Source organism: Streptomyces sp. NPDC094147 (genome assembly GCF_044764265.1).
Lineage (GTDB): Bacteria > Actinomycetota > Actinomycetes > Streptomycetales > Streptomycetaceae > Streptomyces.
On sequence record NZ_JBIWHT010000011.1, the window covers coordinates 179,206 to 205,786 of the forward strand.

Annotated in this window: 25 protein-coding genes and 1 pseudogene; 15 read left to right on the forward strand and 11 right to left on the reverse strand. The window is 71.2% G+C overall.

All coding sequences use genetic code 11. The features are described from left to right. Nucleotides 1-354 precede the first annotated feature (354 nt). Both ACIQ8J_RS19035 and ACIQ8J_RS19040 read left to right on the forward strand, forming a co-directional pair. Nucleotides 355-1,350 (forward strand): phosphatidylserine/phosphatidylglycerophosphate/cardiolipin synthase family protein, encoded by a 996-nt coding sequence (locus ACIQ8J_RS19035; RefSeq protein ID WP_403273134.1) that lies wholly within the window; start codon nucleotides 355-357, stop codon nucleotides 1,348-1,350. A gap of 425 nt (nucleotides 1,351-1,775) precedes the next feature. Beyond that, nucleotides 1,776-2,243, forward strand: a complete 468-nt coding sequence (locus ACIQ8J_RS19040; protein ID WP_403273132.1) for a Pycsar system effector family protein — start codon at nucleotides 1,776-1,778, stop codon at nucleotides 2,241-2,243. 175 nt (nucleotides 2,244-2,418) lie between these two features. Here the strand turns inward: ACIQ8J_RS19040 and ACIQ8J_RS19045 are convergent, their stop codons facing one another. Further along, entirely contained in the window at nucleotides 2,419-2,835 is a 417-nt protein-coding gene (locus tag ACIQ8J_RS19045; RefSeq protein WP_403273130.1) for a helix-turn-helix domain-containing protein, read from the reverse strand. Between the two features lie 17 nt (nucleotides 2,836-2,852). Then, nucleotides 2,853-3,455, reverse strand: coding sequence for a TetR/AcrR family transcriptional regulator (locus ACIQ8J_RS19050; RefSeq protein WP_403273129.1), 603 nt, complete (start codon nucleotides 3,453-3,455; stop codon nucleotides 2,853-2,855). A 72-nt stretch (nucleotides 3,456-3,527) separates the two neighbouring features. Between ACIQ8J_RS19050 and ACIQ8J_RS19055 the strand changes: the two genes are divergently transcribed. Then, a complete protein-coding gene (locus tag ACIQ8J_RS19055; protein ID WP_403273127.1) occupies nucleotides 3,528-4,355 on the forward strand; it encodes a class I SAM-dependent methyltransferase in 828 nt (275 codons plus the stop codon). A 168-nt stretch (nucleotides 4,356-4,523) separates the two neighbouring features. On the opposite strand, the gene ACIQ8J_RS19060 is transcribed toward ACIQ8J_RS19055, so the two are convergent. Continuing rightward, entirely contained in the window at nucleotides 4,524-5,606 is a 1,083-nt protein-coding gene (locus ACIQ8J_RS19060; protein WP_403273126.1) for an Lrp/AsnC family transcriptional regulator, read from the reverse strand. 109 nt (nucleotides 5,607-5,715) lie between these two features. Here ACIQ8J_RS19060 and ACIQ8J_RS19065 point away from each other — a divergent pair, with 109 nt between their 5' ends. Both ACIQ8J_RS19065 and ACIQ8J_RS19070 read left to right on the forward strand, forming a co-directional pair. Next, entirely contained in the window at nucleotides 5,716-6,900 is a 1,185-nt protein-coding gene (locus ACIQ8J_RS19065; protein ID WP_403273124.1) for a M20 family metallopeptidase, read from the forward strand. Between the two features lie 156 nt (nucleotides 6,901-7,056). Continuing rightward, nucleotides 7,057-7,383, forward strand: coding sequence for a nuclear transport factor 2 family protein (locus ACIQ8J_RS19070; RefSeq protein ID WP_403607875.1), 327 nt, complete (start codon nucleotides 7,057-7,059; stop codon nucleotides 7,381-7,383). Between the two features lie 385 nt (nucleotides 7,384-7,768). On the opposite strand, the gene ACIQ8J_RS19075 is transcribed toward ACIQ8J_RS19070, so the two are convergent. Then, nucleotides 7,769-9,217 carry an MFS transporter gene (locus ACIQ8J_RS19075; protein WP_403273118.1) on the reverse strand — a complete coding sequence of 483 codons (1,449 nt, stop codon included), beginning with the start codon at nucleotides 9,215-9,217 and terminating at the stop codon, nucleotides 7,769-7,771. Between the two features lie 153 nt (nucleotides 9,218-9,370). Between ACIQ8J_RS19075 and ACIQ8J_RS19080 the strand changes: the two genes are divergently transcribed. Then, nucleotides 9,371-10,243, forward strand: coding sequence for a helix-turn-helix domain-containing protein (locus tag ACIQ8J_RS19080; protein WP_403273117.1), 873 nt, complete (start codon nucleotides 9,371-9,373; stop codon nucleotides 10,241-10,243). Between the two features lie 77 nt (nucleotides 10,244-10,320). On the opposite strand, the pseudogene ACIQ8J_RS19085 reads toward ACIQ8J_RS19080, so the two are convergent. From ACIQ8J_RS19085 to ACIQ8J_RS19110, 6 genes and pseudogenes are all read right to left on the reverse strand, one after another. Continuing rightward, nucleotides 10,321-10,972, reverse strand: a pseudogene (locus ACIQ8J_RS19085) (HD domain-containing protein). A 224-nt stretch (nucleotides 10,973-11,196) separates the two neighbouring features. Beyond that, nucleotides 11,197-11,862 carry an ATP-dependent endonuclease gene (locus tag ACIQ8J_RS19090; RefSeq protein WP_403273116.1) on the reverse strand — a complete coding sequence of 222 codons (666 nt, stop codon included), beginning with the start codon at nucleotides 11,860-11,862 and terminating at the stop codon, nucleotides 11,197-11,199. Nucleotides 11,863-11,875: 13 nt separating this feature from the next. After that, on the reverse strand, nucleotides 11,876-12,211 hold the full coding sequence (locus ACIQ8J_RS19095; protein ID WP_403273115.1) for a hypothetical protein: 336 nt from the start codon (nucleotides 12,209-12,211) through the stop codon (nucleotides 11,876-11,878). 149 nt (nucleotides 12,212-12,360) lie between these two features. Continuing rightward, a complete protein-coding gene (locus ACIQ8J_RS19100; protein ID WP_403273114.1) occupies nucleotides 12,361-13,785 on the reverse strand; it encodes a M1 family metallopeptidase in 1,425 nt (474 codons plus the stop codon). Nucleotides 13,786-13,807: 22 nt separating this feature from the next. Further along, nucleotides 13,808-14,710 (reverse strand): M20/M25/M40 family metallo-hydrolase, encoded by a 903-nt coding sequence (locus tag ACIQ8J_RS19105; protein ID WP_403273113.1) that lies wholly within the window; start codon nucleotides 14,708-14,710, stop codon nucleotides 13,808-13,810. A 213-nt stretch (nucleotides 14,711-14,923) separates the two neighbouring features. Then, a complete protein-coding gene (locus ACIQ8J_RS19110; protein WP_403273112.1) occupies nucleotides 14,924-15,961 on the reverse strand; it encodes a LuxR C-terminal-related transcriptional regulator in 1,038 nt (345 codons plus the stop codon). Nucleotides 15,962-16,116: 155 nt separating this feature from the next. Between ACIQ8J_RS19110 and ACIQ8J_RS19115 the strand changes: the two genes are divergently transcribed. The 9 genes from ACIQ8J_RS19115 to ACIQ8J_RS19155 all read left to right on the forward strand — a co-directional run bounded on the left by ACIQ8J_RS19115 (nucleotide 16,117) and on the right by ACIQ8J_RS19155 (nucleotide 25,987). Continuing rightward, nucleotides 16,117-16,305 carry a hypothetical protein gene (locus ACIQ8J_RS19115; protein ID WP_403273110.1) on the forward strand — a complete coding sequence of 63 codons (189 nt, stop codon included), beginning with the start codon at nucleotides 16,117-16,119 and terminating at the stop codon, nucleotides 16,303-16,305. A 39-nt stretch (nucleotides 16,306-16,344) separates the two neighbouring features. Then, a complete protein-coding gene (locus ACIQ8J_RS19120; protein WP_403273108.1) occupies nucleotides 16,345-17,211 on the forward strand; it encodes a hypothetical protein in 867 nt (288 codons plus the stop codon). A gap of 13 nt (nucleotides 17,212-17,224) precedes the next feature. After that, nucleotides 17,225-18,220 (forward strand): LLM class flavin-dependent oxidoreductase, encoded by a 996-nt coding sequence (locus ACIQ8J_RS19125; protein WP_403273107.1) that lies wholly within the window; start codon nucleotides 17,225-17,227, stop codon nucleotides 18,218-18,220. A gap of 42 nt (nucleotides 18,221-18,262) precedes the next feature. Continuing rightward, a complete protein-coding gene (locus ACIQ8J_RS19130; RefSeq protein ID WP_403607877.1) occupies nucleotides 18,263-19,501 on the forward strand; it encodes an acetyl-CoA carboxylase biotin carboxylase subunit family protein in 1,239 nt (412 codons plus the stop codon). Beyond that, nucleotides 19,498-20,718 carry an acetyl-CoA carboxylase biotin carboxylase subunit family protein gene (locus ACIQ8J_RS19135; protein WP_403273103.1) on the forward strand — a complete coding sequence of 407 codons (1,221 nt, stop codon included), beginning with the start codon at nucleotides 19,498-19,500 and terminating at the stop codon, nucleotides 20,716-20,718. Before ACIQ8J_RS19130 ends, ACIQ8J_RS19135 begins: the two co-directional genes overlap by 4 nt. 57 nt (nucleotides 20,719-20,775) lie before the next feature. After that, the gene (locus ACIQ8J_RS19140) at nucleotides 20,776-21,870 is read left to right on the forward strand and encodes a glutamate-cysteine ligase family protein (protein ID WP_403273101.1); all 1,095 of its coding nucleotides are present in this window, start codon (nucleotides 20,776-20,778) and stop codon (nucleotides 21,868-21,870) included. Between the two features lie 94 nt (nucleotides 21,871-21,964). Beyond that, a complete protein-coding gene (gene asnB / locus ACIQ8J_RS19145; protein ID WP_403273100.1) occupies nucleotides 21,965-23,761 on the forward strand; it encodes an asparagine synthase (glutamine-hydrolyzing) in 1,797 nt (598 codons plus the stop codon). Then, on the forward strand, nucleotides 23,758-24,804 hold the full coding sequence (locus ACIQ8J_RS19150) for a PrpF domain-containing protein (RefSeq protein WP_403273098.1): 1,047 nt from the start codon (nucleotides 23,758-23,760) through the stop codon (nucleotides 24,802-24,804). Before asnB ends, ACIQ8J_RS19150 begins: the two co-directional genes overlap by 4 nt. Continuing rightward, on the forward strand, nucleotides 24,785-25,987 hold the full coding sequence (locus ACIQ8J_RS19155) for an MFS transporter (RefSeq protein WP_403273097.1): 1,203 nt from the start codon (nucleotides 24,785-24,787) through the stop codon (nucleotides 25,985-25,987). The genes ACIQ8J_RS19150 and ACIQ8J_RS19155 overlap by 20 nt, the downstream gene beginning before the upstream one ends. Here the strand turns inward: ACIQ8J_RS19155 and ACIQ8J_RS19160 are convergent. Next, entirely contained in the window at nucleotides 25,977-26,495 is a 519-nt protein-coding gene (locus tag ACIQ8J_RS19160; protein WP_403273095.1) for a hypothetical protein, read from the reverse strand. The genes ACIQ8J_RS19155 and ACIQ8J_RS19160 overlap by 11 nt on opposite strands. Nucleotides 26,496-26,581 lie beyond the last annotated feature (86 nt).

A 26,581-nucleotide genomic window follows, 5' to 3' on the forward strand; every position in this document is an offset into this window, starting at 1 on the left:
CGGTGGGGCACTCGGGCCAAGGCTCATCACCGGCACGACGACAACTTTCGTGACCCGGCACCCCGTTGAACCGCCATGCCTTTAGCGCCGTGACACCCTCCAACTGGCTTGCTTTTCAAGGGCTTTCCAGGAAATTAGCCCTCTCTTGCCGGGGTGCGGCGACCTTCACCAAACCGCCACATGACGGACGCATGACAAACCCACGGCCGATCTATGCGCGTAAACCAAGCGCTGCCAGACTGCCCGGTGCACTCGCGGTACGGGCGTCTCCGGCACCTCTGACGCCTCCGGCACAGAAGTTCCCCAGCTCCTCCCGCACCCCCCGCTTCCGTCCGACCCCGGGAGATCCCCGCCATGCGCACTTCCCTCATACGTCGCGCCGCACTCACCCTCGCAGCCTGCGGCACCGCACTGGCGACCACGCTCGCCGCCACCCCGGCCCACGCCGCCGGTACGTACTCACTGCTGGTCTTCCCCGACCAGAGCCACACCAGCGTCTACGACTTCATCAACTCCGCGTCGAAGTCCATCGACCTGACCATGTACGAGCTGCGGGACACGACCGCCGTGACGGACCTCATCAACCGGCAGAAGGCCGGCGTCACGGTCCGGGTGATCCTCGACGCCGCGCACACCTCGGTCAACGGCTCCGCGTACTCGAAGCTCAAGGCCGCGGGCGTCGGCGTCACGTACTCCTCGTCGTCCTTCGTCTACACCCACCAGAAGACGCTCACGGTGGACGGCACCACGTCGCTGATCCTGACGGGCAACCTGGACTCCACGTACTACTCGTCCAGCCGGGACTACGGGGTCTTCGACTCCGACGCGGCCGATGTCACGGCGATCGAGGACGTCTTCGCCGCCGACTACGCGCAGACCGCGATCACCCCGAGCGACGGTGACAACCTCGTCTGGTCGCCGACCGACTCGCAGGACCGGCTGCTCGCGCTGATCAACGGCGCCCAGCACTCGCTCGACGTCCAGCAGCTGGAGTTCGGCGACGCGGCACTGGTCGACGCCATCGTGGCGGCCGAGCAGCGCGGGGTGACGGTGCGGGTCGTCGGGATGAACCCGAGCAGCTACGGCACCGAGTTCCAGAGCGTCGTCGACGCGGGCGGCAAGGTCGTGACGTACAGCAGCACGACCGGCCTGTACATCCACGCCAAAGCGATCGTGGCCGACGCCGGCACCGCCACCGCGAAGGTGTTCGCGGGCTCGGAGAACTTCTCCGACAACTCCCTCAACAACAACAGGGAGTTGGGGCTGATCACGGACGACGCCGGCGTGTTGGGCGGCATCGAGTCGACGTTCGGCACCGACTTCACCAACGGCACGCCGTACGGGGCCTGAGCACTCAGGTAGCGGCCGCGCCGGGCCGGCGGGCACCCGAGGATGCCCGCCGGCCGGTCAGCATGGCGCGAGCCGCGCGCAGTATTTCGTGGCACCGAGGTACCGGCCCTCCAACAGGCCGACTGTGATGGGTAGTTGGAGGCAGTGGACTGCCCATAGAGCCGCAGCTCCGTCCCACGCCCGGCGCGGGCGGCGGCGGTCCGGCAACGCCGGAAGAAGAGCGCAGGCACTCCCCCTCCCTTGGCGCTTGGCGCTTGGCGCTTGGCGCTTGGCGCTTGGCGCTTGGCGCTTGGCGCAGAAAAGCCCCTCGGAAACCGAGTAGCCGACAGCGACGTCCTATCCCAATGCCTGCCGAGAGTCTCTGCCAGAGGCTGCCGGCAGGCCCAGGCACGTCGAAGTCGGCGCTCAAGGAGAGGCACACACCGATGGCAACCTCCGCATCCAACCGGCAGCAAGACGCGAACCAGGCCCGGATCGCCGCCACTCTGACAACCCTTCAGGCCGACCTGGCGCGTTCCGACACCAAAGCGAGCCTGCTGCTGGCCTTGACGGGAGGCGCCCTGGTGGCCCTGGCCTCGACGGCATCGAGCCTCCATCCGACCGCCCCGGCTGCGGTGTTCACGTCCCTCGCCACCGCCGCGATGCTGGCCGCGACCGTGATCCTGCTACTCCCGGTCCGTCCGCACCTTGGAGGCAGCGGCTGGACAAGCTGGTCCCGGCTCGACACCGACCAGCTGCACGATCGGCTGGCATCGGGCTACCAGGAGGAGCACCTCAGCTTCATCGCCACACTCGCCATGCGGAAGTTCCGCCTCATTCGGGCGGCGGTTGACTGCATGCTCGCCGGGCTGGGCCTCCTGGCACTCACGGCCACCCTCGTCGCAACCGCTTGATCTCGCTTTCCCAAGCGGCTGGGACGGCATCCGTCGCGTACGCCCCCCCCACGGCACGACACCTAGGTCCCGTCTCCTCGATCACGAGCGTAGCCAGATGAGGAGTGCGGCCACGGTGACGGTGGCCGTGGAAGGCCCCGGAGTCCCAGCTCAGACACCAGCCGCGCACTAGCGGTCAGGACTTCATGACGGCGGTCTTCTTCGGCTGGCGGGGCACGGTCTTGACCTTGTCGAGGTGTCCGTACACCGTCGACCGGGGCACTCCGAACAGGTCGGCGATCTGCTGGACGGTCTTCTCACCGGCGTCGTAGAGCTGCTGGGCGAGCGTAGCCTGCTCCTCGGTGAGCTTCGGGCGTCGCCCGCCGACGCGGCCGCGGGCCCGTGCGGAGGCGAGTCCGTCGTTGGTGTTCGCCACGATCAGCTCCCGCTGGAGCCCTGCCAGTACGGACAACATCCCGAACATCGCCCGGCCCTCCACGGTGGCGGTGTCGATGCCCTGGGCGGTACGCCTTCGCGCCGCTGGCGACGTCGACGTTGATTTCCGACGCGAGTTGCCCACCGTGCACACCTGCGGGTCCGCGACCCCGGCCATGACCCACCGAACACCCCCTAGACCGGTCGCCGTTGCACGACGTCGGCGATGACCGCTGTGACGAGCTTGTTGACGACTGCCGTGGCCGGCGGGCCGGGGTCGCGGTCTGCGAACAGGAGATGCCCGCCACCGACCAGGGAGAGGGTGAGCGAATCGATGTCGGCGTCGGCCGCGATGCGGCCCAGTTCACGCTCGGCGGCCAGATAAGCGGAGATTGCGGTCGTGGTCTGAGCCAGGATCGCGATGCCGCCTCCGGGCCTCGCCTTCCGCAGTCGTGCGCGCAGCTCGTCCCGAAAGGTGATGAGCGGGATGATTGCCACCGGAATCGGTCCGAACAGGGTGGTCAGCGCGCTGGTGAGGTTGTCGGCCACCGTGCCGGTGCCGGTGGACTCACGCAGTGCACTCGCCTGCCTCTCAAGCTGCGCGGCCCGGTCCAGCACAAGGTCGGCGAGGAAGGCGTCGAAGTCGCTGAAGTGCCGGTGCAGAACGCCTTTGGCGCAGCCCGCTTCGTCGGTGACGGCCCGGCTGGTCAGCCCGTTCGGCCCGTCCCGCAGAAGCACGCGTTCGGCAGCGTCGAACAACTGCTGCCGCGCGTCACGAAGGTGCACCCCAGTCGGCACTCACAGATCCTCTCGTGCGTCAGCCTGCCGGCATCCGTTGCCCAGTGGGCATGCGCCCACTAAAGTGGGCACATGCCCACCTTACCGCGAGAACAACCAGAACCGTCCCCGGCGGAGCCGCATAAAGCCCGGCTGATGGCCGAGTCGTTCGGCGTGGACGCGCAGCGCTACGACCAAGCCCGGCCCGGCTACCCCGATGCGTTGGTGGCACGGATCGTCGCTGGTAGCCCGGGGCCTGACGTGCTCGACGTCGGCTGCGGTACCGGCATCGCAGGCCGCCAGTTCCAGGCCGCCGGCTGCGCCGTGCTCGGCGTGGAGCCCGATGCGCGGATGGCCGACTTCGCGCGAGCCCGTGGCCTGGAGGTCGAGGTGGCGGCCTTCGAAGCCTGGCAGCCGGCCGGCCGGACGTTCGACACGGTCGTCGCCGCCCAGTCGTGGCACTGGGTGGATCCGGTCGTCGGTGCGGCGAAGGCGGCCCGTGTGCTGCGTCCAGGGGGTCGGCTGGCGATCTTCGGGCACGCGTACGAGCCGCCTGCTGAGGTGGCCGAACCGTTCGCCGCTGCCTATCGGCGGGTGGCGCCCGACTCTCCGCTCAACGGCCAACCCGCCCGACGTCCGCTCGGCCTCTACCAGGCGGCATACTCGAAGTTCGCCGACAAGATCCGCGAGACCGAACGGTTCAACGATCCCGAACAGTGGCGATTCGACTGGGAGCAGTCCTACACACGCGACCAATGGCTGGACCTGCTAGCCACCACCGGCGGCCTCACCCAACTCCGTCCAGATCAGCTGGCCGAGATACTGGACGCGGTCGGGCGCGCCATCGACTCCCTGGGTGGACGCTTCACGATGGACTACACCACCCTGGCCGCGACCGCCGTATGCGTCGGCGTCGCCTGAGTCCATCCGCGTTCCTTGCCTCTGACGCCGCCGGCTACATCACCGGGGACAACCTCATCGTCTCCGGAGGCATCGGCATCCACGCTCGCCCCGCCTGGCATCAGACCCACATCACGTTGCGGGACGGGTGGGGTGACGGCGTCGCGCGCCGACCGGTCTGAATGACCGTCAAGGGACTACTGGGACCGGGTCTCGCCAGATGTCCATCGGAACGGCGCGGACCGCGCGTCCGTCCGCGTCCAGGATCCGGCCCATCCGTTTCACGGTGCGCAGCGACACGTGGCGCTCGGCCACCTGGAGATCGGGGAACCTGTGGACGAGTGCGGCTTCCAACCGCTGACTGTCGGCGAGGGAGCGCAGCCAGACGGAGAGGACGAAGTTGTGCGCGCCGGTGACGGACGCGCACAACCGGGCCTCGGGGAGTCGGGCGAGCTGGGGGCCGACCTCGTCGAGCCGGTCCGGGGGAAGGACGACCCTGAAGGTCGCCAGGACCGGCCGTCCGGCATCGCGGGCGGCGATCTCGCAGCGGAAGCGGATCGTGTCGGACGCGGCCATCCGGTCGAGGCGGCGGCGCACCGTGGACGGGCTGAGCCCGGTGGCGGCGGCCAGCTCGGCTTGGTCGAGACGGCCGTCGATGCCCAGCCGTATGAGCAACTCCCGTTCCTCTTCCCGGACTTCGGCCGATGACCCGTTGCTCGCCTGGTGATCGTGGCGCAGCTTCAGTCGCTGGGCGGGGGCCAGTGAGTCCAGTCGCCAGCGTTTCCCCTCGGAGTAGAAGCCGGTCGCCAGGTGGACGCGGACGGAGTTGATCCCGGGGAGCAGGCCGAGCCGTTCGGTGCTGTACCGGGAGACCATCGCCAGGTCGGTGAAGGCCGCGGTGACGACGAGGTCGCAGCCCTGGGAGAGATGTTCGATGCCCAGCACGTGCGGGTCCTCGGCCAAGTCGTCGGTGATCTGCCGGAGCCGGTCGGGAGCGCAGTCGAGGTCGAGGAAGGCGATGCACCCGCGGTCCTCGGGGCCCGGCAGTCCGTAGGCGGTCGCCCAGGCGATCCCGGCCTCCGAGAGCCGGCGCCAGCGGCGGGCAGCGGTAACCGGGCTGATCCCGAGGGTGTGGCCGAGCAGCGACCAGGGTGCCCGGGGCCGCAGTTGCAGCGCGTTCACCAGGGCGAGGTCCAGCTCATCCACCCTCACGTCGGGGCCGGTGGTCACCATCGGCTGCCGGTGGATTCGTTCATCGGAGAGCCTCCTCATGGCGTGATCCTGCGAAATCGCTTGAAAGTCCTGCCGAGAGATTCAGAATCACCGAACAAGATCGCACCGCACAAGATCCCACCGCACGCGGGGTCGATGGGAGATGCCTGTGTCCCTGCACGACGACGCTCTCGGGCTGGCCCCGGACCTGGTCCGGCTCCGCCACGACCTTCACCGGTTCCCCGAGTTGGGCCTCGATCTCCCGCGCACCCAGGAGCGGGTGCTGGAGGCGCTCGACGGACTGCCGCTGGAGGTGAGCCGGGGCTCCGCGCTGAGTTCGGTCACCGCGGTGCTGCGCGGCGGCCGACCGGGGCCGGCGGTGCTGTTGCGCGGCGACATGGACGGTCTGCCGGTCGCCGAGAAGGCCCCGCTGCCGTTCGCCGCCGACAACGGCGCCATGCACGCCTGCGGCCACGATCTGCACACCGCCATACTCGCGGGTGCCGCACACCTGCTGGCCGCACGGCGGGAGCAGCTCCACGGCGACGTGGTCTTCATGTTCCAGCCCGGCGAGGAAGGTTGGGACGGAGCCGGCGCCATGCTGGCCGAGGGCGTGCTGGACGCGGCAGGCAGGCGCCCGGTCGCCGCATACGCCTTGCACGTGGCGTCGGCCATGCCGCACGGGGAGTTCAGCTCCCGGCGCGGACCGATCATGGCCGCTTCCGGTGCGCTGCACGTCACCGTCCACGGTGCGGGCGGCCACGGCTCGGTACCTCATCGGGCCAAGGACCCCGTCCCGGCGGCCTGCGAGATGGTCACCGCCCTGCAGACCATGGTGACCCGCCGCTTCGACGTGTTCGATTCGGTGGTGATCACCGTCGGGCTCCTCCAGGCCGGCACCCAGCGCAACGTGATCCCCGAGACCGCCCGCTTCGAAGCGACCGTACGCACCTTCTCCGCCCAGGCGCAGTCCCGGGTCGCCGACACCTCGGTGGAGCTGGTCAGGGCTGTCGCGGCCGCCCACGGCCTGCGGGCGCGGGTCGAGTACGTTCCCGAGTACCCGGTGACCGAGACCGACGGGGCCGAGACCGACTTCCTGGCGGACACCGTCCGGGAGGTCTTCGGCGAGGAGCGCTTCCGGCCGATGCCGAACCCGATGACCGGGTCGGAGGACTTCTCCCGGATACTCGACGCGGTTCCCGGCTCGTTCGCGTGGCTCGGCGCCGCCCCGAAGGGGATCGACCCCGAGAACCTGCCGCTCAACCACTCGCCGTACGCGGAGTTCGACGACGCGGTGCTCGCCGACGGCGCCGCGCTCTACGCCGAACTCGCCGCCCGCCGTCTCGCGGCCTGAACCGTACGTCAGCGCTGCCACGCACAAAGAGCTAAGCCGGTCGAGAGAGCGATGCGCGTCAATCGCCTGCTCCGCCGACGCGGCCTAGGTGGTCGATGAGCGACAGGGCAGCAGGAGATGACGGGACGTTCAGGCAAGGAAGGAATGATCATGCGCATGACCGATCCGCGCGAAGTGGTCGAGCAGCAGCTCGCCGCCTACAACAGCCACGACATCGACGCCTTCGTCGCCACCTATGCCGAGGACGTCCTGGTCCAACGGCGTAACGGCAGCCGACTGCAAGGCCGTCAAGCTCTGCGTGACACGTACGCCGGACTCTTCGCAGAAGGCCGCTGCCGGGCGGAGATCCTGGCGCGGCTCAGCGAAGGCGACTGGGTGGTCGACCACGAACTCGCCCACGGCCTGGCCGACGATCCGATCCGCGTCCTGGTGGCCTACCGCGTATGCGAAGGCCTGATCGACCGCGTCGACTTCCTCGGCTGAGTCCCTCCCACGTAGCGGCTCGTAAGGTGCAGGCGGAACCGACAGCACGGCGCTCGCCACCGTCGGCGCGCGCCGCCTTCGCGCCTCACCCTGCTCCCCCGAGCGGCAACTCCACGTCGTGACTGAGCAGTGCGAGATGCTCGGCCCCGTCCAGATCTCACACCATGGCTGATGACACGGGCATCGGTGTCGGACCCCTGGGTGAACGAGCGCTTCCTCGACGTGATGAACATGAGACGTCATCCCTCCAGCCTGAAAACGCCCCGGTTCTGGGCCCGTGTCGCTCGCGCACTGCTCGCCCAGCGCCAGCTCTGAGCGGCCGGCTCACCGGCGCACAGTGCCAACCGCCGCCATCAACTCTGCTTCCTGACGGGCTTGTTGGGAGTCAGTGCCCTTTTCGTGTGGTCGGCGCATCCCCGATGGGATGCGTGACCGACTCGCGTCGTGGCAGCAGGGCCGCCGCGCCCAGCGCCATGGCCACCAGGAGGCAGGCGGCGAGCACGAGGCTCTCCCGCATGCCTTGTGCGAAGTCCCCTGCGAGGAGCGCGCCGAAGACGGCGATGCTGAGCGCTCCGCCCGTCTGGCGGCTGGTGTTGAGAAGTGCTGCTGCCGTGCCGGCCCGCTCGGCGGCGACGCTGTCGAGCATCAGGGAGGTCAGCGCCGGCATGGCCAGGGAGCCGCCGGTGCCCAGCGGGATCATCAGCAGGGCAGTGACCCACGCGGGCGTGCCCGTGTCGACGGCGAGCAGCTCGCCGCAGCCCAGCGCGCAGGTCAGCAGGCCTGCGACGACCACTGTCCGTGGGCCGAAGCGGGCGACCGCACGCGGCGAGAGGTAGTTGAAGTTGGCGGTGATCAGCGCCATCGGCACGAACATCAGCCCGGCCGAGAACGCCGACTGCCCCCGCTGCTCCTGGAAGAAGAGGCTGAGGACGAACACCCCACCGTAGAAGGCTGCGTTGAGGGCGAAGCCCGCGATGACCGGCACGGTGACGCCGCGCTGCCGGAACAGCTCCAGCGGCAGCATCGGGGCGCGTCGCCGTGCCTCGATGGCCACGAAACCGGCCCCGGACACCACCGCGACCCCGGCCGCGGCCAGCACGGTGCCGGTGAGCCCGTGGTGCCCGCCCTCGATCACGGCGAAGGTCAGTCCGGCCAGCGCGAGCACCGCCGTCAGCTGCCCAGGCAGGTCGAACGCGGCACGGTGGCGCGGGGAGCGCGCCGCCCGGAGCAGGGTCAGGGACGCGGCGATCCCGGCAGGCGCGTTGAGGCAGAACACGGCGCGCCAGGTCCACGCCGTGGTGAGCAGCCCGCCCAGAACGGGCCCGGCGGCGATGGCCACCGCGCCGCCGACCGTCCACAGGGCGATGCCACGTGCCCGCGCGGCCGGTTCGGGGAACGCCTGCCGGATCAGCGCCAGCGAGGCGGGCACCATCACTGCCGCCGCGCTCCCCTGCACCAGGCGCGCCGCCGTCAGCGTCCCGAGCGTCGGTGCCGCCCCGCACACCAGCGAGGCGAGGGTGAAGACGCCGAGTCCCCAGCCGTACGCGCGCCGCGCGCCCACTGCGTCCGAGAGCACACCGGCGGAGAGCATCAGGGCCGCGAACATCAGCGTGTAGCTGTCGGCGACCCACTGGAGCCCGGACATTGAGCCGCCGAGCTCTTCACCCATGGCGGGCAGCGCGACGTTGACGCCGGAGACATCGAGTGTGATCACGAAGAAGCCGAGGACGGCGGCGACCAGAGCTGCTGCGGCAGAACCTGGCCGCTCCGACTCACCCCGGGTGCCTGCCCTCGCCCCAACTCCCGTGCCTGCCCCGGCTTTCGCCACACTCATCGTGCACTGCTCCTCACCGCGCCGCCCCTGTCGGACACGGAAGCAGCATGCTCGGCGCGTGCGAGCCCCGGAAGACCGAGCTGTACGGGGGAGCGCTGTTCCTGGCCCTGATACGGCCCCCCTGCACGTCTGGCCCTTTGCGACAATGTCGGGATGAGCGAAGGTACGGAGCTGGGCCGCTTCCTCCGCGCCCGCCGCGGGCAGATCCGCCCGCAGGACGTGGGCCTGCCCGCCGGCACAGGCATCCGCCGCACTCCGGGGCTGCGGCGCGAAGAGCTGGCGACGCTGGCCGGGGTCAGCGTCGACTACTACACGCGCCTTGAGCGCGGCAGCGAGACCCGTCCCTCGCCCGCCGTCGTCACCGCGCTCGGCAAGGCCCTCCGGCTCGCCCCCGATGCTCTGAAGCGGCTGCACGAGCTGGTGGCGCTCGCCGCGGGCCAGACGCCGGCGCCGTCCCCGGGCCCGGCGCGTGAGGTGCGGGAGTCGGTTCACCTCCTCCTTGAGACGCTGCGCCCCTCACCGGCGTACGTCGTCACCCGCGCCAACGACCTGCTCGCCGCCAACCGGCCCGGCCTGCGCCTCTTCCCCGGCATCACGGACTGGCCGCCGGAGCGCCGCAACGTCACCCGCTACATGTTCCTGCACCCCATGGGCCGCAGCCTGTACCGCGACTGGGAGAAGATGGCAGCGCACAGCGCGGCCCACCTGCGTGCGATGGCGGGCGCCGACCCGGACATGCCGGAGCTGGCCCAGCTCGTCGGCGAACTCGTCGTGAAAAGCCCGGAGTTCGCCCGTCTCTGGGAGCGGTACGACGTACGGGCGCGGGGCGGCGGACAGAAGCACTTCCAGCACCCGGAGGTCGGCTCGATGTGCCTCTCCTTCGAGGTGATGGCGATCTTCCACACGGACGGCCAGCGCCTCGTCACCTACCAGGCGCCGCCCGGCACCCCGGACCACGACGCGATGCTGCTCCTTGACATGGCCAGCCCCAGGGAGACAGCACCCTCCGAGGGGGCCGAGCGGTAGCCGACCGGACCAACCGGATTCCGCTGCCGGGCGCAACGCGGCTGCCACGACCACCGGGTGCGCCGGCTGGCGGATGGCTATTCGGCCCAGGGGGAGTCCAGGATCGTGCGGACGAAGTCCCCGCGCTCGAAGCCGGGCACGTAGTGCGCAAGCACGTCGGCATTGACGGTGCCGAACGTGGTCTGCGGCCTGGTCTGGAAACCGTCGGTGAAGGCCTCAAGGATCCGCTGTTTGAAGCGGGGGCGCGGGTGCAGGGCGACGACTGCGGCGCGGTCCGTCTCGTCGACGTCGTGGTATCGATGCCGAGGACGTCGTACTCGACGCCTGCGGTCACCAGGGCCACCTCTGGCTCCATGAACTCGGGGATGCCCGGGGTGGTGTGCAGGGCGATGGCGGTCCACACCCGTCGGATGCTGTCCTCCGGCAGCTGGTGGCCCTGCAGGAAGCGGCGGGCCTCATCGGCGCTGTCCACCTCGAAGCGCCGCCCGCTGCCCCGGAAGGGCCGGCCGAGGCCGAGGTCGTGGAACATGGCCGCGATGTAGAGCAGCTCGGGGTCGAAGCCGAGGTCGCGGTTGCGACCCTGGAGGCTGCCGAAGAAGTACACACGGCGCGAATGGTCGAAGATCAGCTCCTCGTGCTGTCCCGTACGAGTTCGGTCGCCTCGCGCGCGAGCTTCGAGTCCGGCACGCGTACCCCGGCCGGTGCGGAGAAGTCGCCAGTAACTGCCATCACCTGCTCCCTTTCGGCCTGCCGGTCGCTCCGGCGCCACTTCCAGTCTCCGAACCATCGCATCGCTGCGCCATGACTGTGCGGCTGTATGGCCCACGGTGGTGGTGACCCGTGAGTCGTATCCAGAGCGAGGAGCTGTGCGAAACCGGCTCCCCGGGGCCTGTGAAATGGTGCGGAGTTGTGCGCTTTTGCTCGCAGCCCGGGGCAGTCCCCAGCGGGTCGGCTCACAGATGCAGATGCGCGAGCAGACGGTCCAGCGGCCGTGGTACTTGGGTCAGGTCCAGGTCATCGATGAGCGATCGTGCGTACTGGCTCTTGCGGCCGCTGATGGTGCCCATGAAGCGCCGCAGCTGCTGCTCGACCTTCCGCTCCCGCTGGGCGGGCTGCTTCTGGAAGATGCGGAATGCCCGCAGGTCGCCTTGGGCGTCGAGGACCTGTTGCACGGAGTCGGCACCGAGAGAGCGGATCAGCTCCTCTTCCAGGTCGGCGACGCACACGTAGAAACCGAGCGGCTCCATGTCGGCGCGAGCGAGGCCGCAGCCGAGACCTGCTCGCTCCAGGGCGCGCGAAAAGTGGCCTTCCTCTCCGGCGTCGCACAGGCCCGCCAGTGCGACGTCGAGCCCCTGGGGACCCAGCAGATTCAGGAATCTGCCGATACTGGTCGCGCCGCCGAGCGGGATGACGGCGATGCCCTCGGCACCGAGGGCGCGGCCGTGACGCGCAGCCAGCGCTTCGAGCGCGACTTGGTCGCTGACCCCTTCGACGAGTACGGCCGTACGCACAGCGGAGGCGGCAGCCAGCTCGTGTGCGGCCACGGCGGCGGCCGGTGCCCCCGCACCGCCGGCCGCCCACTCGATGACCGCCAGTCGGAACCGTGTTGTCGCATCCACAGTCCCTAGTCTCTCAGCCACGGCCGGGCAGTCCGCAATGAACTTTTTGCGCGGAGGGCAGGCGCACGGGCAGGGCGAGCCTGCCTGTGCGGGCCAGGTGGAGGACCAGCGCGGACATGGCCAGCCAGCCCGGCCGGCCCGCGAGGCTCATGTACAGCGGGTCCAACTCGGCGTCCGGTGCGGCGAATTGCTTGACCATGCTCACTCCGGCCGAGCTGAAGAAGGCGTGGCCGACGAGCAGAAGGGGCGACATCGCCACCCACATGCCCAGACAGGCGCTCCCGAGATAGTCGAGCACCCATCGGGAGCGGGTGCGCAGCGGGCGGGTCGGTAGGGCGGTGGTGGCCATGCACTTGACCCTAGGGGCGGGCGCGGCGGGCCATGAGGAAGCCCGCTCCTGTTCCTGTGGTGGGGCCTGCCCCACCACAGGAACAGGGTTGATCCGCAGGACAGTTGCCGCGCCGGGGGCCGGCCGTCTACCGCGCGGGTGAGGGAGGGCTACCGGCCGGCCAGTGCGGCCAGGCTGCCCGGGTAGAGGTACTCCTTCGGCGGGATCGTCGTCCCGTGGGCCCACGCGTCGAAGAAGCCCTTGAGGTCCTTGCCCGACACCTTGGCCGCCAGCGCCTCGAACTGCGGAAACGAGGCGTTGCCGTAGGCGTGGTCACTGGTCCAGCGCCGAAGCGTGTCGAAGAACGCCTCGTCGCCCACCGTACGGCGCAGCGCGTGGAACATCAGGGAGCCCTTGAAGTACAGGGCACCGTCGAGTTCCTTGCCCTTGCCCGGGTCGTACAGCGGCGTGGACCAGAAGGACGGCTTGTCCTTGTTCTCGGCGACCGTCCTGGCATAGAAGCCGGTGTCCAGGTTGGCGCCGCTGTGCTCGTCCCACAGCTGGTTGGCGTACTGGGCGACGCACTCGGCGATGCAGCCGTCGCGCCAGTCGGTGAACGAGACACTGTTGCCGAACCACTGGTGGGTGTACTCGTGCACCATCCCGGCATCGTTGAGGTCGCCGATGTAAGTGGGCCGGCTCTGTGTCTCCAGGGCCCCCGCGCGGGGCTGCGGGCCCTGCGACGCGCCGACGACGATGGCGCCCGCCGAGGAGAACGGGTACGGGCCGAACTTCGAGGCCAGGAAGGCCAGGATGTCCCGCTGCTGGGCCTCGGTCGCCGCGTCGATCGGGATCCCCGGGCTGTACGCGGTGATGACCGGCGTACCGTCGGGCAACTCCGTCCGGTGCACGGTGAACTTGTCGATGGCGACCGTACTGAGATACGTCGCCATCGGCCTGTCCTCGCGCCAGCGGAACGTCGTCGCGCCGCCCTCGGCGGTGGTCGGTCCGGGCCGGCCGTTGCCGATCACGGTCCAGCCGTCGGGAACGGTCGCGGTGAGGGCGAAGGTGGCTTTGTCGGACGGGTGGTCGTTGGACGGGTACCAGGAGGTCGCGGAGTGGGGTTCGCCCGCCGCGTTCGCGCCGCCGTCCGCGAGGATGTGCCAGCCCTCCGCGTCGGGCTTGCCCGCGTACGTCACCCGGACCGCGAACGTGGCGCCCCTGGCCACCCGGTGGGCCGGTTCGACGACCAGCTTGTGCGCGCCGGACCGCGAGAACGACTTCGCCGGGGTGCCGTTCACGGTGACCGAGGCGACCTCGAAGCCCTTCAGGTCCAGATCGAAGCGGTCCAGCGCCGTGACGGCGCGGGCGGTGACGGTCGTATCGCCGTCCAGGTGGTCGATGTGCGCCGGGTCGTAGGCGATCTTGACGTCGTAATGTGCCACGTCGTAGCCGGAGTTGCCGTCGTCGGGGAAGTACGGGTCCTTGGGTCCGGTCGCACCCGCGGCGGAAACGGCCGTCAGGGCGACGCCGAGGGCGGTCGCGGCCGCCAATACGGTGGTGCTCCCCCGACGGTGGCTCAGTAATCTGCGCATCTCTGCTTCCTCGGGTCGGGGGTCAGGGCCGGTTGGTGGTGGGGGCGGTGGCGGCGAGCTGCCACACCACGCCGATCAGGGCGTTGGTACTGGTCGTCTCCGTCGCGGGGTCGACGTTGGCGAGGGTGTCGCAGGCGTTGTGGATGCAGTCCGAGATGCCGGTGCTGAAGCCGGACGACGGGATTCCGGCCTTTCCGAACGACTCGTGGTCCGAGCCGCCCACGCCGATGTCGAAGGTGGCGATGCCCCGGGCGGCGAACCACGCCTCGAACGCCTGGAAGGCGGTGCTCTCACCGTGCTGCGCGTCGTTCACCACCAGCCACTGCTTGGTGTTCTTGCTGCCTGCCTGGTCGAGGTTGAGATACAGGTCGATGGCGTTGCGGTCGGTGGTGGAGAGGCCCCGGACGTAGTCCGCCGATCCGATCAGTCCCGCCTCCTCCGCTCCCCACCAGGCGAACCGCAGGTGCCGCGCCGGCTTCAGGCCGGCCTCGGCCACCTGAAGGGCGGCGGTCAGGACCGCCGCCGCGCCGGAGCCGTTGTCGTTGATCCCCGGGCCCGCCGCGACGCTGTCCAGATGGGCGCCGGAGAGCAGCACGTGGTTCGGGTCGCCGCCCGGCCAGTCGGCGATCAGGTTGTAGCCGTCCGCGCCGCCGTACGAGAAGTGGCGCAGCTGCGTGTGGAAGCCGGCCCGGTCCAGCGCGTGCCGCATGTAGGCCACCGACTGCGCGTACCCCCGGGTGCCGTGCGCGCGGTTGCCGCCGTTGCGGTCGGCGATCCGCTGCAGTGCCTGCAGGTGCGGCATCACGTCCGCCTCCGCGACGGTCGGCGCGGCGGGTGACGTTCCCAGGGGTGTTGTGGTGTACGGGGCCACCGCCTGCACGGCTGTCGGCATGAGTGCCGCACACAGGGCCAGGACCGCCACCATGAGGGCTGTCCGTACCCCCTGGCCGCGCCGTTCCGAAGAGGGGGAAGGGTAATTCAGCAACTAGGACCTCCGCAGGCCGCTGGGACGAGTGATGCTGTCAAGGACGTATGCCAACGCCCTTCGCCCCATACGACGTGCCACCCCCGGCGGGGTTGCGCCCCTCCGGAAAAATCTCCGCCGGGTCGTGCTCCCCACACGTGCCCGGTTCACACCTCACTCCGTCTGGTGTGATCCCGCGGGATCCCGCGCCTCCTGCTGCTGGAGCAGATAGCCGAGTTGTACGCGGTTGCGGGCGCCGAGGCGGTTCATGATTTCGGTGATGTGGCGCTGGCAGGTACGGATGGACATGCCCATGCGCCGGGCGACGGCCTTGTCCTCGTCGCCCGCCGTGAGCAGCCGGACGATGTCGGCCTTGATGTTCTCGGAGGCGGCGATGGCCTCGGCCCGGCCGTGTGCGGTGGGGAACGGGACGGCGGCCGCCCAGGCCCGCTCGAAGGACGCGACGATGAAGTCGACGGCGTGCGGGTCGCGGATCAGGGCCGCGCCCAGCGGGTTGCCGCGCAGCTGGATCACCGCGACCTCGCGGTCGAAGACGATGAGCTGGTTGAAGCCGTCGCCCAGGGTGCGGATCTCGGCGCCCAGCGGGGCCACCTGGTCGACGTAGGCGACGGTGCTCTGGCTGAACTGGGCGGTGTGCTGGTACAGGGTGCGCATCGCGATGCCGCGTGCGAGGACGGCCTTGGTGCGGCCCATCGCCTCGGTGAGGACTTCTTCGGGACGGGCCCCGCCGGGCTGTGAGGTGAGTACCTCGCTGCGGGCGCCGGCCGCGAGTTCGGCGAGGCGCTGGCGTACGGCCGCGAGTTCCGGCACCACTTCGACGCCTTCGCGGCGCAGTTGGTGGGCGGCTCCCTTGTCGTACAGCGGGACGAGTTGGTCGAGCTGGTCCCGCAGCCGGTCGGCGTCCGCCTGGAGCCGGGAGATCTGCCGGAGCACCGGCCGGGTGATCTGCTCCCGGGCACTCTCCGGGGAGACCGTGGTGAGCAGGTCCGGATGTGCGGTGCTGCGGCGCAGGAGCCGCAGCGCGGTCAGGCGCTGGAGCACCGGCTCCACCTCGGCCTCGGACAGGCCCATCTCGGCGGCGAGGTCCCCGACGGAGAACCTCGGGAAGCCGGCGGCACATTCATACACGCGGAGCTCGTTCGGGCCGAGGCTGGGGTGGGCGATGGAGGGCGAGTCATCCTGATTGTGCACGTTCGTTCACCTGTCCGGATACGTTCTGTCGCAAAAGGATACGTGAATCCGGATGACTATGCAGTCATGGGTGGTCAAGATGAAGTCATCCGCAGGCCGGGAACAAGCCCCTGGACGCGGGAATTCACCCGAACTTGACGCCGATTGGTGACGTGATGAGGCAGCGCAGGAACTTCAGGACCCTCCTTCTCGGGCTGGCCGCACTGGCCGTCCCGCTCGCCCTTCACCTCGGCGTCACCGCGCCCGCCGACGACCACCGGGCCCCCGACGTCGCCCGAGCGGCCGTCACCGCCGCCGGTCCGGCCGCCCAGGCGGTCACGCAGGACGATCTCGGCTGGGGCTGAGCGGCGGTGCGGCGTGTCGGCGGACCTCTCGTCCACGAATTGGGCATAGCGGAGGGCAGGCAGCTGGAGAACCTGGTCGAGGACCTGCTCGACCACTGGCTGGACCCGGCCCGCAGCGCGCTCTACGCGCATTCCTGGGAGCTGGTCGCCCAGGCCCCCGCCGGGCTGCGCAAGGCACTGTACGAATTCCGCACGGCCGAGCCCGGGGCCGTCCAACTGGTGCTCGGGATGCACGTGGACGACGCGTCGCTCGGCGCCCTGCCCACCGCCTCGGAGGGAACGGACCCCGGATGTCGCACCCGGCGCGAGGAACTGCTGCTCGCCCTGGTGGCGATGTGCCTGGGCGAACCCTTCGCCCGCGCCGGTGAGCAGCAGGGCCGGATGGTGCGGAACGTGGTCCCGCCCGCCGGGCCGGATGGGCCGCATTGGCGCACCGCCGATGGGCCCGGCCCCGACCGCGCCGACTACCTGGGGCTGTTCGCCCTGCGCTGCCCCGGCGGCAGCCGCGTTCCGGTGGCCGAGGTCAGGGACGTGCGACTGGCCCAGGAGCATGCGGAGGTGCTGCGGCAGGGGCGGTTCACCGCGGGGGGCCGCACCGGTCCCGTCCTGCGCGGCGCTGCCGACGACCCGTACCTGCTGCTCGATCCGTTCCGTGCCGGAGCCGACGACGCGGCGGCGGCAGCGGCCCTCACGGCCCTGCGGGACGGCCTGGACGCGGTCCGCCACGATCTCGTGCTGGACCCGGGCGGTGTGCTCGTCGTCGACAACTTCCGGGCGGTGCACGCCTGCCCCGGCCGGCCCGGCCACTGGCTGAAACAGATCCTCGTCGCCCGTGACCTGCGCACCCCGCGCGGACCGCGGGCCGCCCCCGGAACCCGAGTGCTGGACAGTGATGAACGACCGTAAGAGATCAGTCCGGATGGGGCTCAACCTCACCCTGCAGTATCCGCCCGGAGAGGACGCCGGGCGGGCGCTCGACGACCACCTGCGCCTGGTCGACGCCGTGCGCGCGGCCGGCTGGGATTCCGTCTTCGTGGCTCAGCACTACCTGAGCGAGGAGATGGCGCACCTCCAGCCGCTGCCCCTACTCGGCCGGCTGTCCGCCGTCGCCCAGGGCATGCGGCTCGGCTCGGGCATCTGCCTGCTCGCGCTGCAGAACCCGGTGGACGCCGCCGAAGCGTACGCGACTGCCGACGTACTCACCGGTGGGCGGCTCGTGTTCGGCGCGGGGCTCGGCTACCGCGAGCTGGAATACGACGCGTTCGCCGTGCCGAAGGGCGGCCGGCTCAGCCGGTTCACAGCCAACCTCGACCTGGTCAGGCGGCTGTGGGCGGGCGAGGCGGTCGACGCCGACCTGCCCTGGTGCCGGCTGGACGGCGCCCGGCTCTCGGTCCTGCCCGTGCAGCGGCCCGGACCGCCGGTCTGGCTCGCGGCCAACAGCGACAAGGCGGTGGCCCGCGCGGCCCGGACCGGCGACGCGTGGATGATCAATCCGCACGCGGCGATGACCACGGTGGAACGGCAGTTGGCCCTGTTCCGCGCGGCCCGCGCCGAGGCCGGGCTGCCCGCCGCGACCGACGTGCCGCTGATGCGTGAGGTCGTCTGCGCACCCGACCGGGCGACCGCCGCGGCCCGCGCCTGCCGCCACCTGGCCGCGAAGTACGCCGTCTACAAGGACTGGGGGCAGGACACCGTGCTGCCCGAGGGCGACCATTTCGACGCCGACCTCGCCGAACTCTCCCGCGACCGGTTCGCGATCGGCGACCCGGGCGACTGTCTGCGCACCCTGCGCGAGTGGACCGGCCGGACCGGTGCCACCGAGCTGCTGCTGCGCGTGCACTGGGCGGGAGCCCCGATATCGGAGGCGCTGGAATCAGTGGAACTGCTCAGCAATGAGGTTCTGCCGTACTTGTGACGGCTGCGAAGGAGACATGGAAAGAACATGGAACAGACCCCCATGGCTGAGCCGCCGACCCCAAGGGTCCTGGTGATACGCCCGGCCAAGGAACGCGAATCCGCGCTGCGCACCCTCGCCCGCACCGGCGCGGAGATAGTGGTCGCGGACCACCCCGACAACGACTTGGCGGGCTTCGGCGACGCCCAGCTGCTGCTGCCCCGCGTCCCGACCGCGTTCCGTACCGACCGCGTGGGCGACCTCGAACAGCGCATCGCCGACTTCCACGAAGTACGGCCCTTCACCGCCGTGTTGGCCGACTTCGACTACCTGCTGCCGCTGGTCGGCCGGCTCAACGAGCGGTTCGGGCTGCGCGGGCACACCGAGCGGTCCGGCCTCGCCTGCTCCAACAAGAGCCTTCAGCGCGCGGCCCTGGACCGGGCCGAGGTGCCCCAACCGCGCTGGGCGGCCTGCCGGGACCTGGCCGCCGCACGCGACTTCGCGAAGACGGCCGGCTGGCCCGTGGTGGTCAAACCCTCGGACCGCGCCGCGAGTTGTGCGGTGTCCGTGGTCCGTTCGCAGGCGGAGCTGGACGCGGCCTTCACGGCGGCGTTCGACGAGTCGTGGGAGTCGGAGGTCATCGTCGAGGAGTACCTCGACGGACCCGAGTTCAGCGTCGAGGCGGTCGTCGCCAACGGCGTCGTCACCACCGTCGCGGTCACCGGCAAGGGCATCGGAGGCCGGACCGGCACGCTCAAGCTGGACGCGGAGATTCCCGCCCGGCTCACCGCCGCGGACCGGGCGGCCGTCGAAGAGGTCGCGGCCGGGGCCGTACTGGCCTGCGGTCTGCTCGACGGCCCCGCCCACACCGAGGTCCGGCTCACCGCCGCGGGACCGCGCATCGTCGAGGTCAACGGCCGCATCGGCGGGGTCTTCATCAGCCACATGGTGCGCGCCGTCACCGGCGTCGACCTGTACCGCGCCTGGTACGACGTGCTGCACGGCGAGATGCCCGAACTCGCCGTCCAGGAGCGGGGGTTCGCCGTCCGGCGGTGTGTGTCGGAGGTCGAGGGCCTGGTCGAGGCCGTGGACGTGGGCGAGCTGTCGCCCGAGCTGCGCGAGCGGCACGTGCTCACCCGCTGCTTCGTCCACCCGGGCGACCGGCTCGCCCCGATCGAGAACGGCAACGAGATGCGGGCGGCCGTCGTGGCGTTCGCCGCCGAGCGGGCGGACGCCGTGGCCGCGGCCGACGCCCTCGCCGCGAACCTGACCATCCGCACCAGCGGGGAGGCCGGCGCATGAGCAAGGTCCTGATCCTCAACCGGTACCGGCTGCAGTCCGCCGCCTTCCATCGCTGGCTCGACCCCGGCCACGAACTGTTCCTGCTGAACTGCGCCACCCGGGCCGTCGACCGCCACCCGGAGGCGGAGGCGATCCGCGAACGCTACACCCGCATCGCCGAGTTCGACGACTACATCGCCAACCCGGACGTCCTGGCGACGGCCCGCGAATGGATCGGCGCGTACGGGATCGACACGGTCATCGCCTGCTCCGAGCACGACGTGCTGCGCGCGGCGGCGCTGCGCGACGAGTTCGGCCTCGACGGGCAGGGCACCGAGAGCGCCGAGGCCTACCGGGACAAACTGCGGATGAAGCGGCTCCTCGAAGCAGCCGGGCTGCCGATCGTCCCGTACGCCGGCCTCCAACTACCCGGCGATCTGGAGGAGTTCGCCGCGAAGGCCGGTTATCCCGTGCTCGCCAAGCCGCGCACCGGCACCGGCTCCCGCGGCATCGAGCGAATCGCGGACGCCGCCCAGGCCGCCGAGTTCACCGCGCGACAGGGCGACCGGCTGACCGACTACCTCGCCGAGGCCTTCACACCGCACGAGCTCCTGCACTGCGACGGGGTGCTCGCCGACGGGCGGGCCGTGTTCGCGGAGGTCTGGTCGTGGTCGACGACCATGCTGGAGGTCCGCGACGAGCCCGTACCGACCATGGCGATCACCCTGGACGCGGACGACCCGCGGCGCGCGACCGTGGTGCGGCTCGCCGAGGAGACCCTGCGCGCGCTGCCCACGCCCCGTGCCACCGCCTTCCACATCGAGTTCTTCGACACGGCCGACGGCATCGTCGTCAATGAGGCGGCGAGCCGCGTCGGCGGCGGCCGCATCCAGCCGACCCTGCGCCGGCTGCACGGCGTCGACCTGGTCGAACTGGCCGCCCGCCACCAGACGGGCTCCTCCCCCGAGACGCTGGTGCCCGAACGCGCCGCCTCCACCGCCGGGTTCCTGCTCGCGTACGACACCGACGACGCCCGGGGCTTCGCCCCCGCCGTGTGCCCGCTGCCCGGGATCAGCCACTACGAGAGTGTCCTGCCACCCGCCACGGGCGCGGCCGCCGACGTCGCCTCCTCCGCCTACCTGCTCAGCGGCGTCGCGCTCGGCGACAGCCGGGAGCAGACGAGCGAACGTCTGCTCGCCCTGCACCGCTGGTTCCTGGACGGCATCACCGCCCCCTGAACCGGGCCCGCCCACTGACCTGACGATCCGTCAACATCCCCGAAGGGACACTTCGCCATGCCCGGATACGACCCGAACGCCTACCGCATGGGCATCGAGTTCGAGTACCAGCTCGTCGACGCCGAAGGGCAGCCGCAGCACTGGAAGGAGCTCTCCTTCCCCGTCCTCAAGGACGTCATTTCCAGGTCCAACGCCCCCTCGAACGACTACATGGCCGTCAAGTACCCGGGCTCCAACCAGCGCAGCTTCTACCTGGAGGGCTACGACCTCACCGACGAGCGGGGCGACATCACCGACCTCCACGTCAAGGGCATCGAGATCAGCACGCCGATCGCCTCGGACGTGTACGAGCAGCAGGAATACCTGGTCCGGCACTACGAGGAGATGCAGACCCTGCTGGCCGAGGCCGGCCTGCGCGGCAGCGCGTACGGCGCCCACCGCTCCACCGAGGAGTACCGAGGCCCGCGCGGCGGCCGGGGCGTCGAGGGCTGGGCCGCCGCCGAGACGGCCATGATGACCTGGGGCATCCACGTCAACGTCAGCTTCCCGGAGGCCGTCGAGAAGGGCCTCGACCGCGACTACCTGCACGCGAAGTTCGACTGGTTCGGCCCGGCCCTGATCCTGCTCAGCGCCAACACCCCGGTGCGCGGCGAAGGCCCCTGGACGGTCGACGGCGTGGTCGGCAAGTCGGAGCGCTCCTACCGCCGCAGCTTCACCCGCCGCCCGCTGTACTTCCGCGACGACCAGTACTTCCGCAAGGAGGTCACCTGCATCGACATCACCAACCGCCTCGACCTGGTGCGCGGCTACACCGCCCTGGTGGCCGGACTCATGCTGGAGAAGGGCGAGTTCTCGTACGTGGCGAGCCCGTTCGCCGACCAGAACATGCGCCAGGCCGCGATCCACGGCTACCAGGCTCCGCTGATCGACCGGCACTTCCAGCCGGTGGACGCGGGCGCGCTCGTCGACGACGCCCTGGACCGGGCCGCCAAGGGCCTCGCCGACCAGGGCCTCGACACCTCGGCGCTCGACGCGCTGCGCGCCCTCGCGGACCGGCGCCGCTGCCCCGCCGACGACACCCTCGACACCTGGTACGCCAACCCGGACTGGGCCGCCTTCCTCGCGCACCACGCCGACCTGACGGGTCACTGACCAGCGGGCAGGCGTGACCGGCGGCCCGCCCCGATGCGGGCCGCCGGTCCCCACCGCACCACCCACCACTCACCGTAAGGACGAATACCGCACCATGTGCCGCATCTTCGGCCTGCTCGACCCCCGCCTCAGCCACGACGAGCTGCACGGTCTGGGCGAGGAGATGGCCCATCTCCTGCACCACGGCGGCCCCGACGGGCACGCCCACAGGGTCTTCGACGGGGTCCTGGCCGGCGGCACCCGGCTGGCGATCTCCGACCCGGCCTCGGGCTGGCAGCCGTTCACCGCCGAAGGCGTCACCGTCTTCTACAACGGCGAGATATACAACGCCCCGGAGCTGCGCCGCCGGCTCGCCGCCGACGGGGTCCAGTTCCGCACCGATTGCGACGGTGAGGTGCTCGCGCCGCTGTTCGCCCGGCACGGGGCCGCCGCGGCCCGTCTCCTCGACGGCATGTTCGCGATCGTCGCCTACGACCACGCGAGCCGCCGCCTCACCCTGGTCCGCGACCAGGCGGGCATCAAGCCGCTGTACGTATTCGCCGAGGCCGGCCGGCTCGGCTTCGCTTCCGAGATCCCGGCCCTGCTGCGACTGCGCGGCGGCGGGGTCCGGCTCGACGCCGACGGTCTCGACCGCTACCTGCGTTTCAAGGCGGTGTACGGCGCGGTGCCCGAGCCGGGTGCGCTCGGCGACCCCACCCTGATCGAGGGCGTGCGCTCGCTGCCGCCCGGCCACGCCCTGGAGGTCGTGCCGGGCGGCGCCCCCGTCGTCAGTCGGATCGCGGAGGTCCGCGCGGCCCAACTCACCGATCCTGTCGATGAGTTGAGCGCACGGCTGCCCGAGCTCGTGGCGGGCATGCTGCCTGCCGACGTGCCGTACTGCGCGGTGCTCTCCGGCGGGCTCGACTCGTCCATCGTCACCACGCTGGCCGCCCGCGCGGCCGGTCCGCTGCAGACCTTCACCGTCGTGCCGCGCACGCCGTCCGCCTATGACGAGCTGCCGTTCGCCGAGCTCGTGGCCAAGTCCTCCGGCTCCCGCCTGGAGCAGGTCCACGTCGGCGGCGCCGACCTCCCCGAGCTGCTCCCGGCCGTGGTGCGCAGCCTCGGACAGCCCAACTCGGACCCCATCATCGTCAGCACGTACCGGCTCTTCCAGGCGGTGCGCGAGGCCGGCTACCCGGTGGCGCTCACCGGGGACGCCAGCGACGAACTCTTCGGCGGATACGACCGGTTCAAGGCACTCGCCCGCAGCGGCGACAGCGACGCCTACCGCAGCGCCCTGTCCGGCCTGCCCGCCGAGTGGCACGAGGCCCTGTACACCGGTCAGGCCCGGGGCCACCTGCGCTCCGTGCGGCGGCCCGACGACGGGCCGTGGGCCGCGCCGCTGCCGCCCGGGGTCTCCCCCGCCGAGGCGGCCACCGAGTTCGAGCTGCGCCACCGGCTGCCGGTCTACCACCTCCAGCGCGTGGACCACCTCAGCGCGGCGCATTCGGTCGAGGCGCGGGTGCCGTTCTGCCGGAACGACGTGACGGGCCTCGGCCGTGCGCTGCGGCTCGGCGACAAGATCGGGGCCGACGGCACGGTGAAGGTCACGCTGGCCACGGCGGCCGCCCGCAACGGTTGGGCCCCGGAGGCGGTCATCAACCGGCCCAAGCAGCCCTTCACCTTCCGGCTCAGCGACCACCTGCTCGACGCCGGCGGGGTCGCGCTCGACTGGGCTCGCCAAGTCCTCACCGACCCGGCCGCCGCCCGGCGCGGGATCTTCGAAACCACCCAGATCGAGAAGGTGCTCGCCCAGTTCGAGGAGCGGCGCACCGAGCCACTGGCGCACACCGTGTGGGCGCTGCTGGTCCTGGAACTGTGGCTCAACGAGACGGCCGGGGGCGCCCGATGACCGCCACCGCAGTCGAGGCGACGGCCGGGCTCGACGCCGGGGCTGCCGCGGAGGGCGAGGCCGCGGTGGAGCGCGTGCGGGCCGTGGGAGTGGACATCGGGTTGTGGAGCGTCGGCGGAGCCGCCGCGCCCACCCTCGTGGTCGCCAGCTCGCGCCGCCTCGCGGATCCGCTGCCCGTCCTGGAGACCGCCGTGGCCACCATCGGACGGCCGGTCGCCAAGGTGGCGCTGGCCCACCCGGCCGCCGACGACCTGGACGTCGCCGCCGAATACGTCTTCGCCCAAGTCGTGGAGCGCGGCGGCAGCCAGGTCCTTGATCTGACTCCGGAGTGCGGGCACTCCATGCTCGCCACCGCCACCCACCTGCACGCGAGCGGCCGGGGCCCGGCCGACGGCGGACCGCTCAGACTGCTCACCCACCGCTCCGGAGTACGCCGGATCATCAGCTGCGACATCCGTACCCTCGACGCGACCGCGGGCGAGCACGGCGCCGGTCTTGGCTTCCCGCTCGACGACCGGGGCACCGCTTTTCCGCTGGGTCGCGCCCCGATCGTCCTTGACTGCGCGGGGACGAAGGTGACGGTCACCGTCGTCGACAGCGGCAACCCGTACGCGTTCGTGGACGCCGCCGCTCTGGGCATGGGCGACGGTGCGGCCGTCCTGGCGGCGGGCGACGACATCAGGGCCGTACTGCGGGACGTGCGCGCCCAGTTGGCGCCCCGGCTCGGCATGGGCGAATCCGAGGTGCTACCCAAGCCGGCCCTGCTGCTGCGTTCCGACGGCGCAGGGCTGCACGCGCGGGCCCTGTCGACCGACGACTGGCACCCGGGGCTCGCCCTCACCGGCCTGGTCGCGGTCGCCACCTTGGTGGCCGGAGACACCCCGGGCGACGCCGACCTCGCCGTACGGCACTCGGGCGGAACCTCGACGGTCGGGCTGCGCGCCCAGGCGGACGGCACCCGCCACCTCACCGTCAGCGACCGGCGGGTGACCCGGATCGCCCAACTGCCCTTGGAGGTTGAGCATGCGCTTCATACCGGATGACCGGACCCAGCGACGGCTGGCGCTCGGGAATCTGGTGAGCATGACCGGCACGGGGGCCACGATGTCCGCCCTCGTGGTCTTCCTCTCCGCGGCCAAGCACCTGCCGCTGGGCCAAGCCGCGTCATTGCTCGCCACGAGCGGACTGGTCGGGGTCCTGGGCGCGGTACCGGTCGGCCAGCTCAGCGACCGGTACGGAGCGCGGTCCCTGGCCGTCGTCACGGAACTGGTCTGCGCCCTGGCCACCGTGCTGCTCCTGGCAGCGGCCTCGCCGTGGCTGCTGGCGCTCTGTCTCGCCGTACGGCAGCTGGCGACCAGCGGGAACACCGCGGCCCGCGCCACGCTGATGGGCAAGCTGGTACCGCCCGAGGGCCGCACCGCCCTGCGCGCCTACCAGCGGTCCGTCTCCAACATCGGCTTCTCCGTCGGCGCCCTGCTCTCCGCGCTCGCCGTGTCCACCGGCACGACCTGGGCGCTGTACGCGCTTCTGGCGCTGGACGCCGCCACGTTCTGCGTCAGCGCCCTCACCACCTCCCGGCTCCCGGCGACCGCCCGCGGCGCCACGGGCAGGGGCCTCGGACGGGACGCGCTGGGCGACGGCGGCTACTTGACGGTGAGCCTGCTCAACGCGGTGCACGCGCTGAACCGCGCCGTCGTCTCCATCGGCGTGCCGCTGTGGATCGTGTACGGATCGGACCTGCCGCCCTGGACGACCTCGGCGGCGATGATCCTGAACACGGCGGTGGTCGTCGCCCTGCAGGCCCGGCTGAGCCGCCCGGCGAAGGACCTCGCCGGGGCGCGCCGCGCACTGCTCGCGGCCGGGGCGCTCACGGCCGTGGGCTGCGCGGCGCTGGCGGCGGCCGAACGGGCAGTGTGGCCACTGTTCGTGACGGCGTGCCTCGCCTTGGCCCTGGGCGAGATTCTGGGTGCCGCCGCGGGCTGGACCCTGTCCTACGACTTGGCCCCCGACCATCTCTTGGGCCAGTACCAGGGAATGTGGCAGCTCATCGCGGACGGCTCGGCGAAGGCGGCCGGCCCGGCGGTCATCGGCTGGACGGTCGCCGCGGGCCCGGCGGGCTGGGCCCTGCTGGCGGCCGGCTTCGCAGGTGCGGCCGCGGCGAGCCCACCGGTGGTGACCTGGGCGTCCGCCCGAACGCGCAGGCTCAAGACCGAAGTTACAGGCTGATGAGGGCCCAGCGCCGGCGGCCGCCGTCCGCCTGATCGGTGTCCGTGCCGCAGGAGACCACCCCGAGCCCCGTCACCTGGCGCAGCAGGTCCTCGCCGTCGGGTGCGTGGCCGGGCTGGTGGGAGAGGACCAGGATGAGGGCTTGATGGTCCTGGTCGGCCAGGTGGAGACTGATGCGCCGTCCGCCGTCGGTGAGCGCGGCCCCGGCCAGGAGTTCGGTCACCGCGACGATGCCGGTGGTGCGGGCCTCACCCAGCTGGTAGCCCCACTCCTCCAGCTTCGCCGTTACGTACCGGGCCGCCTTCGCCGGGGACCAAGGGCCGTTCTCCAGCGTCCAGTTCGCCGCCCTGCGGTTCGCGATCCGCGCCGACAGCCGCGGCCGCGCCAAGACCGGGCCGGGAGTGGATCCGGCCGGGCGTGGTGGCTCGACCGGCTTCTTGGGCGGGGGCGGGGTCTTCGGCGGGAAGTCGGGGCGGTGACTGTCCTCGGCATCCGGCGGTGCTCCCACAACTGCCTCCCCACGACTGGATGTTCAGGGCGCCAGGCCCGTACTTCCCATCGTAGACGCCTCTTTGGGAGCCAGGCGGAAAGACG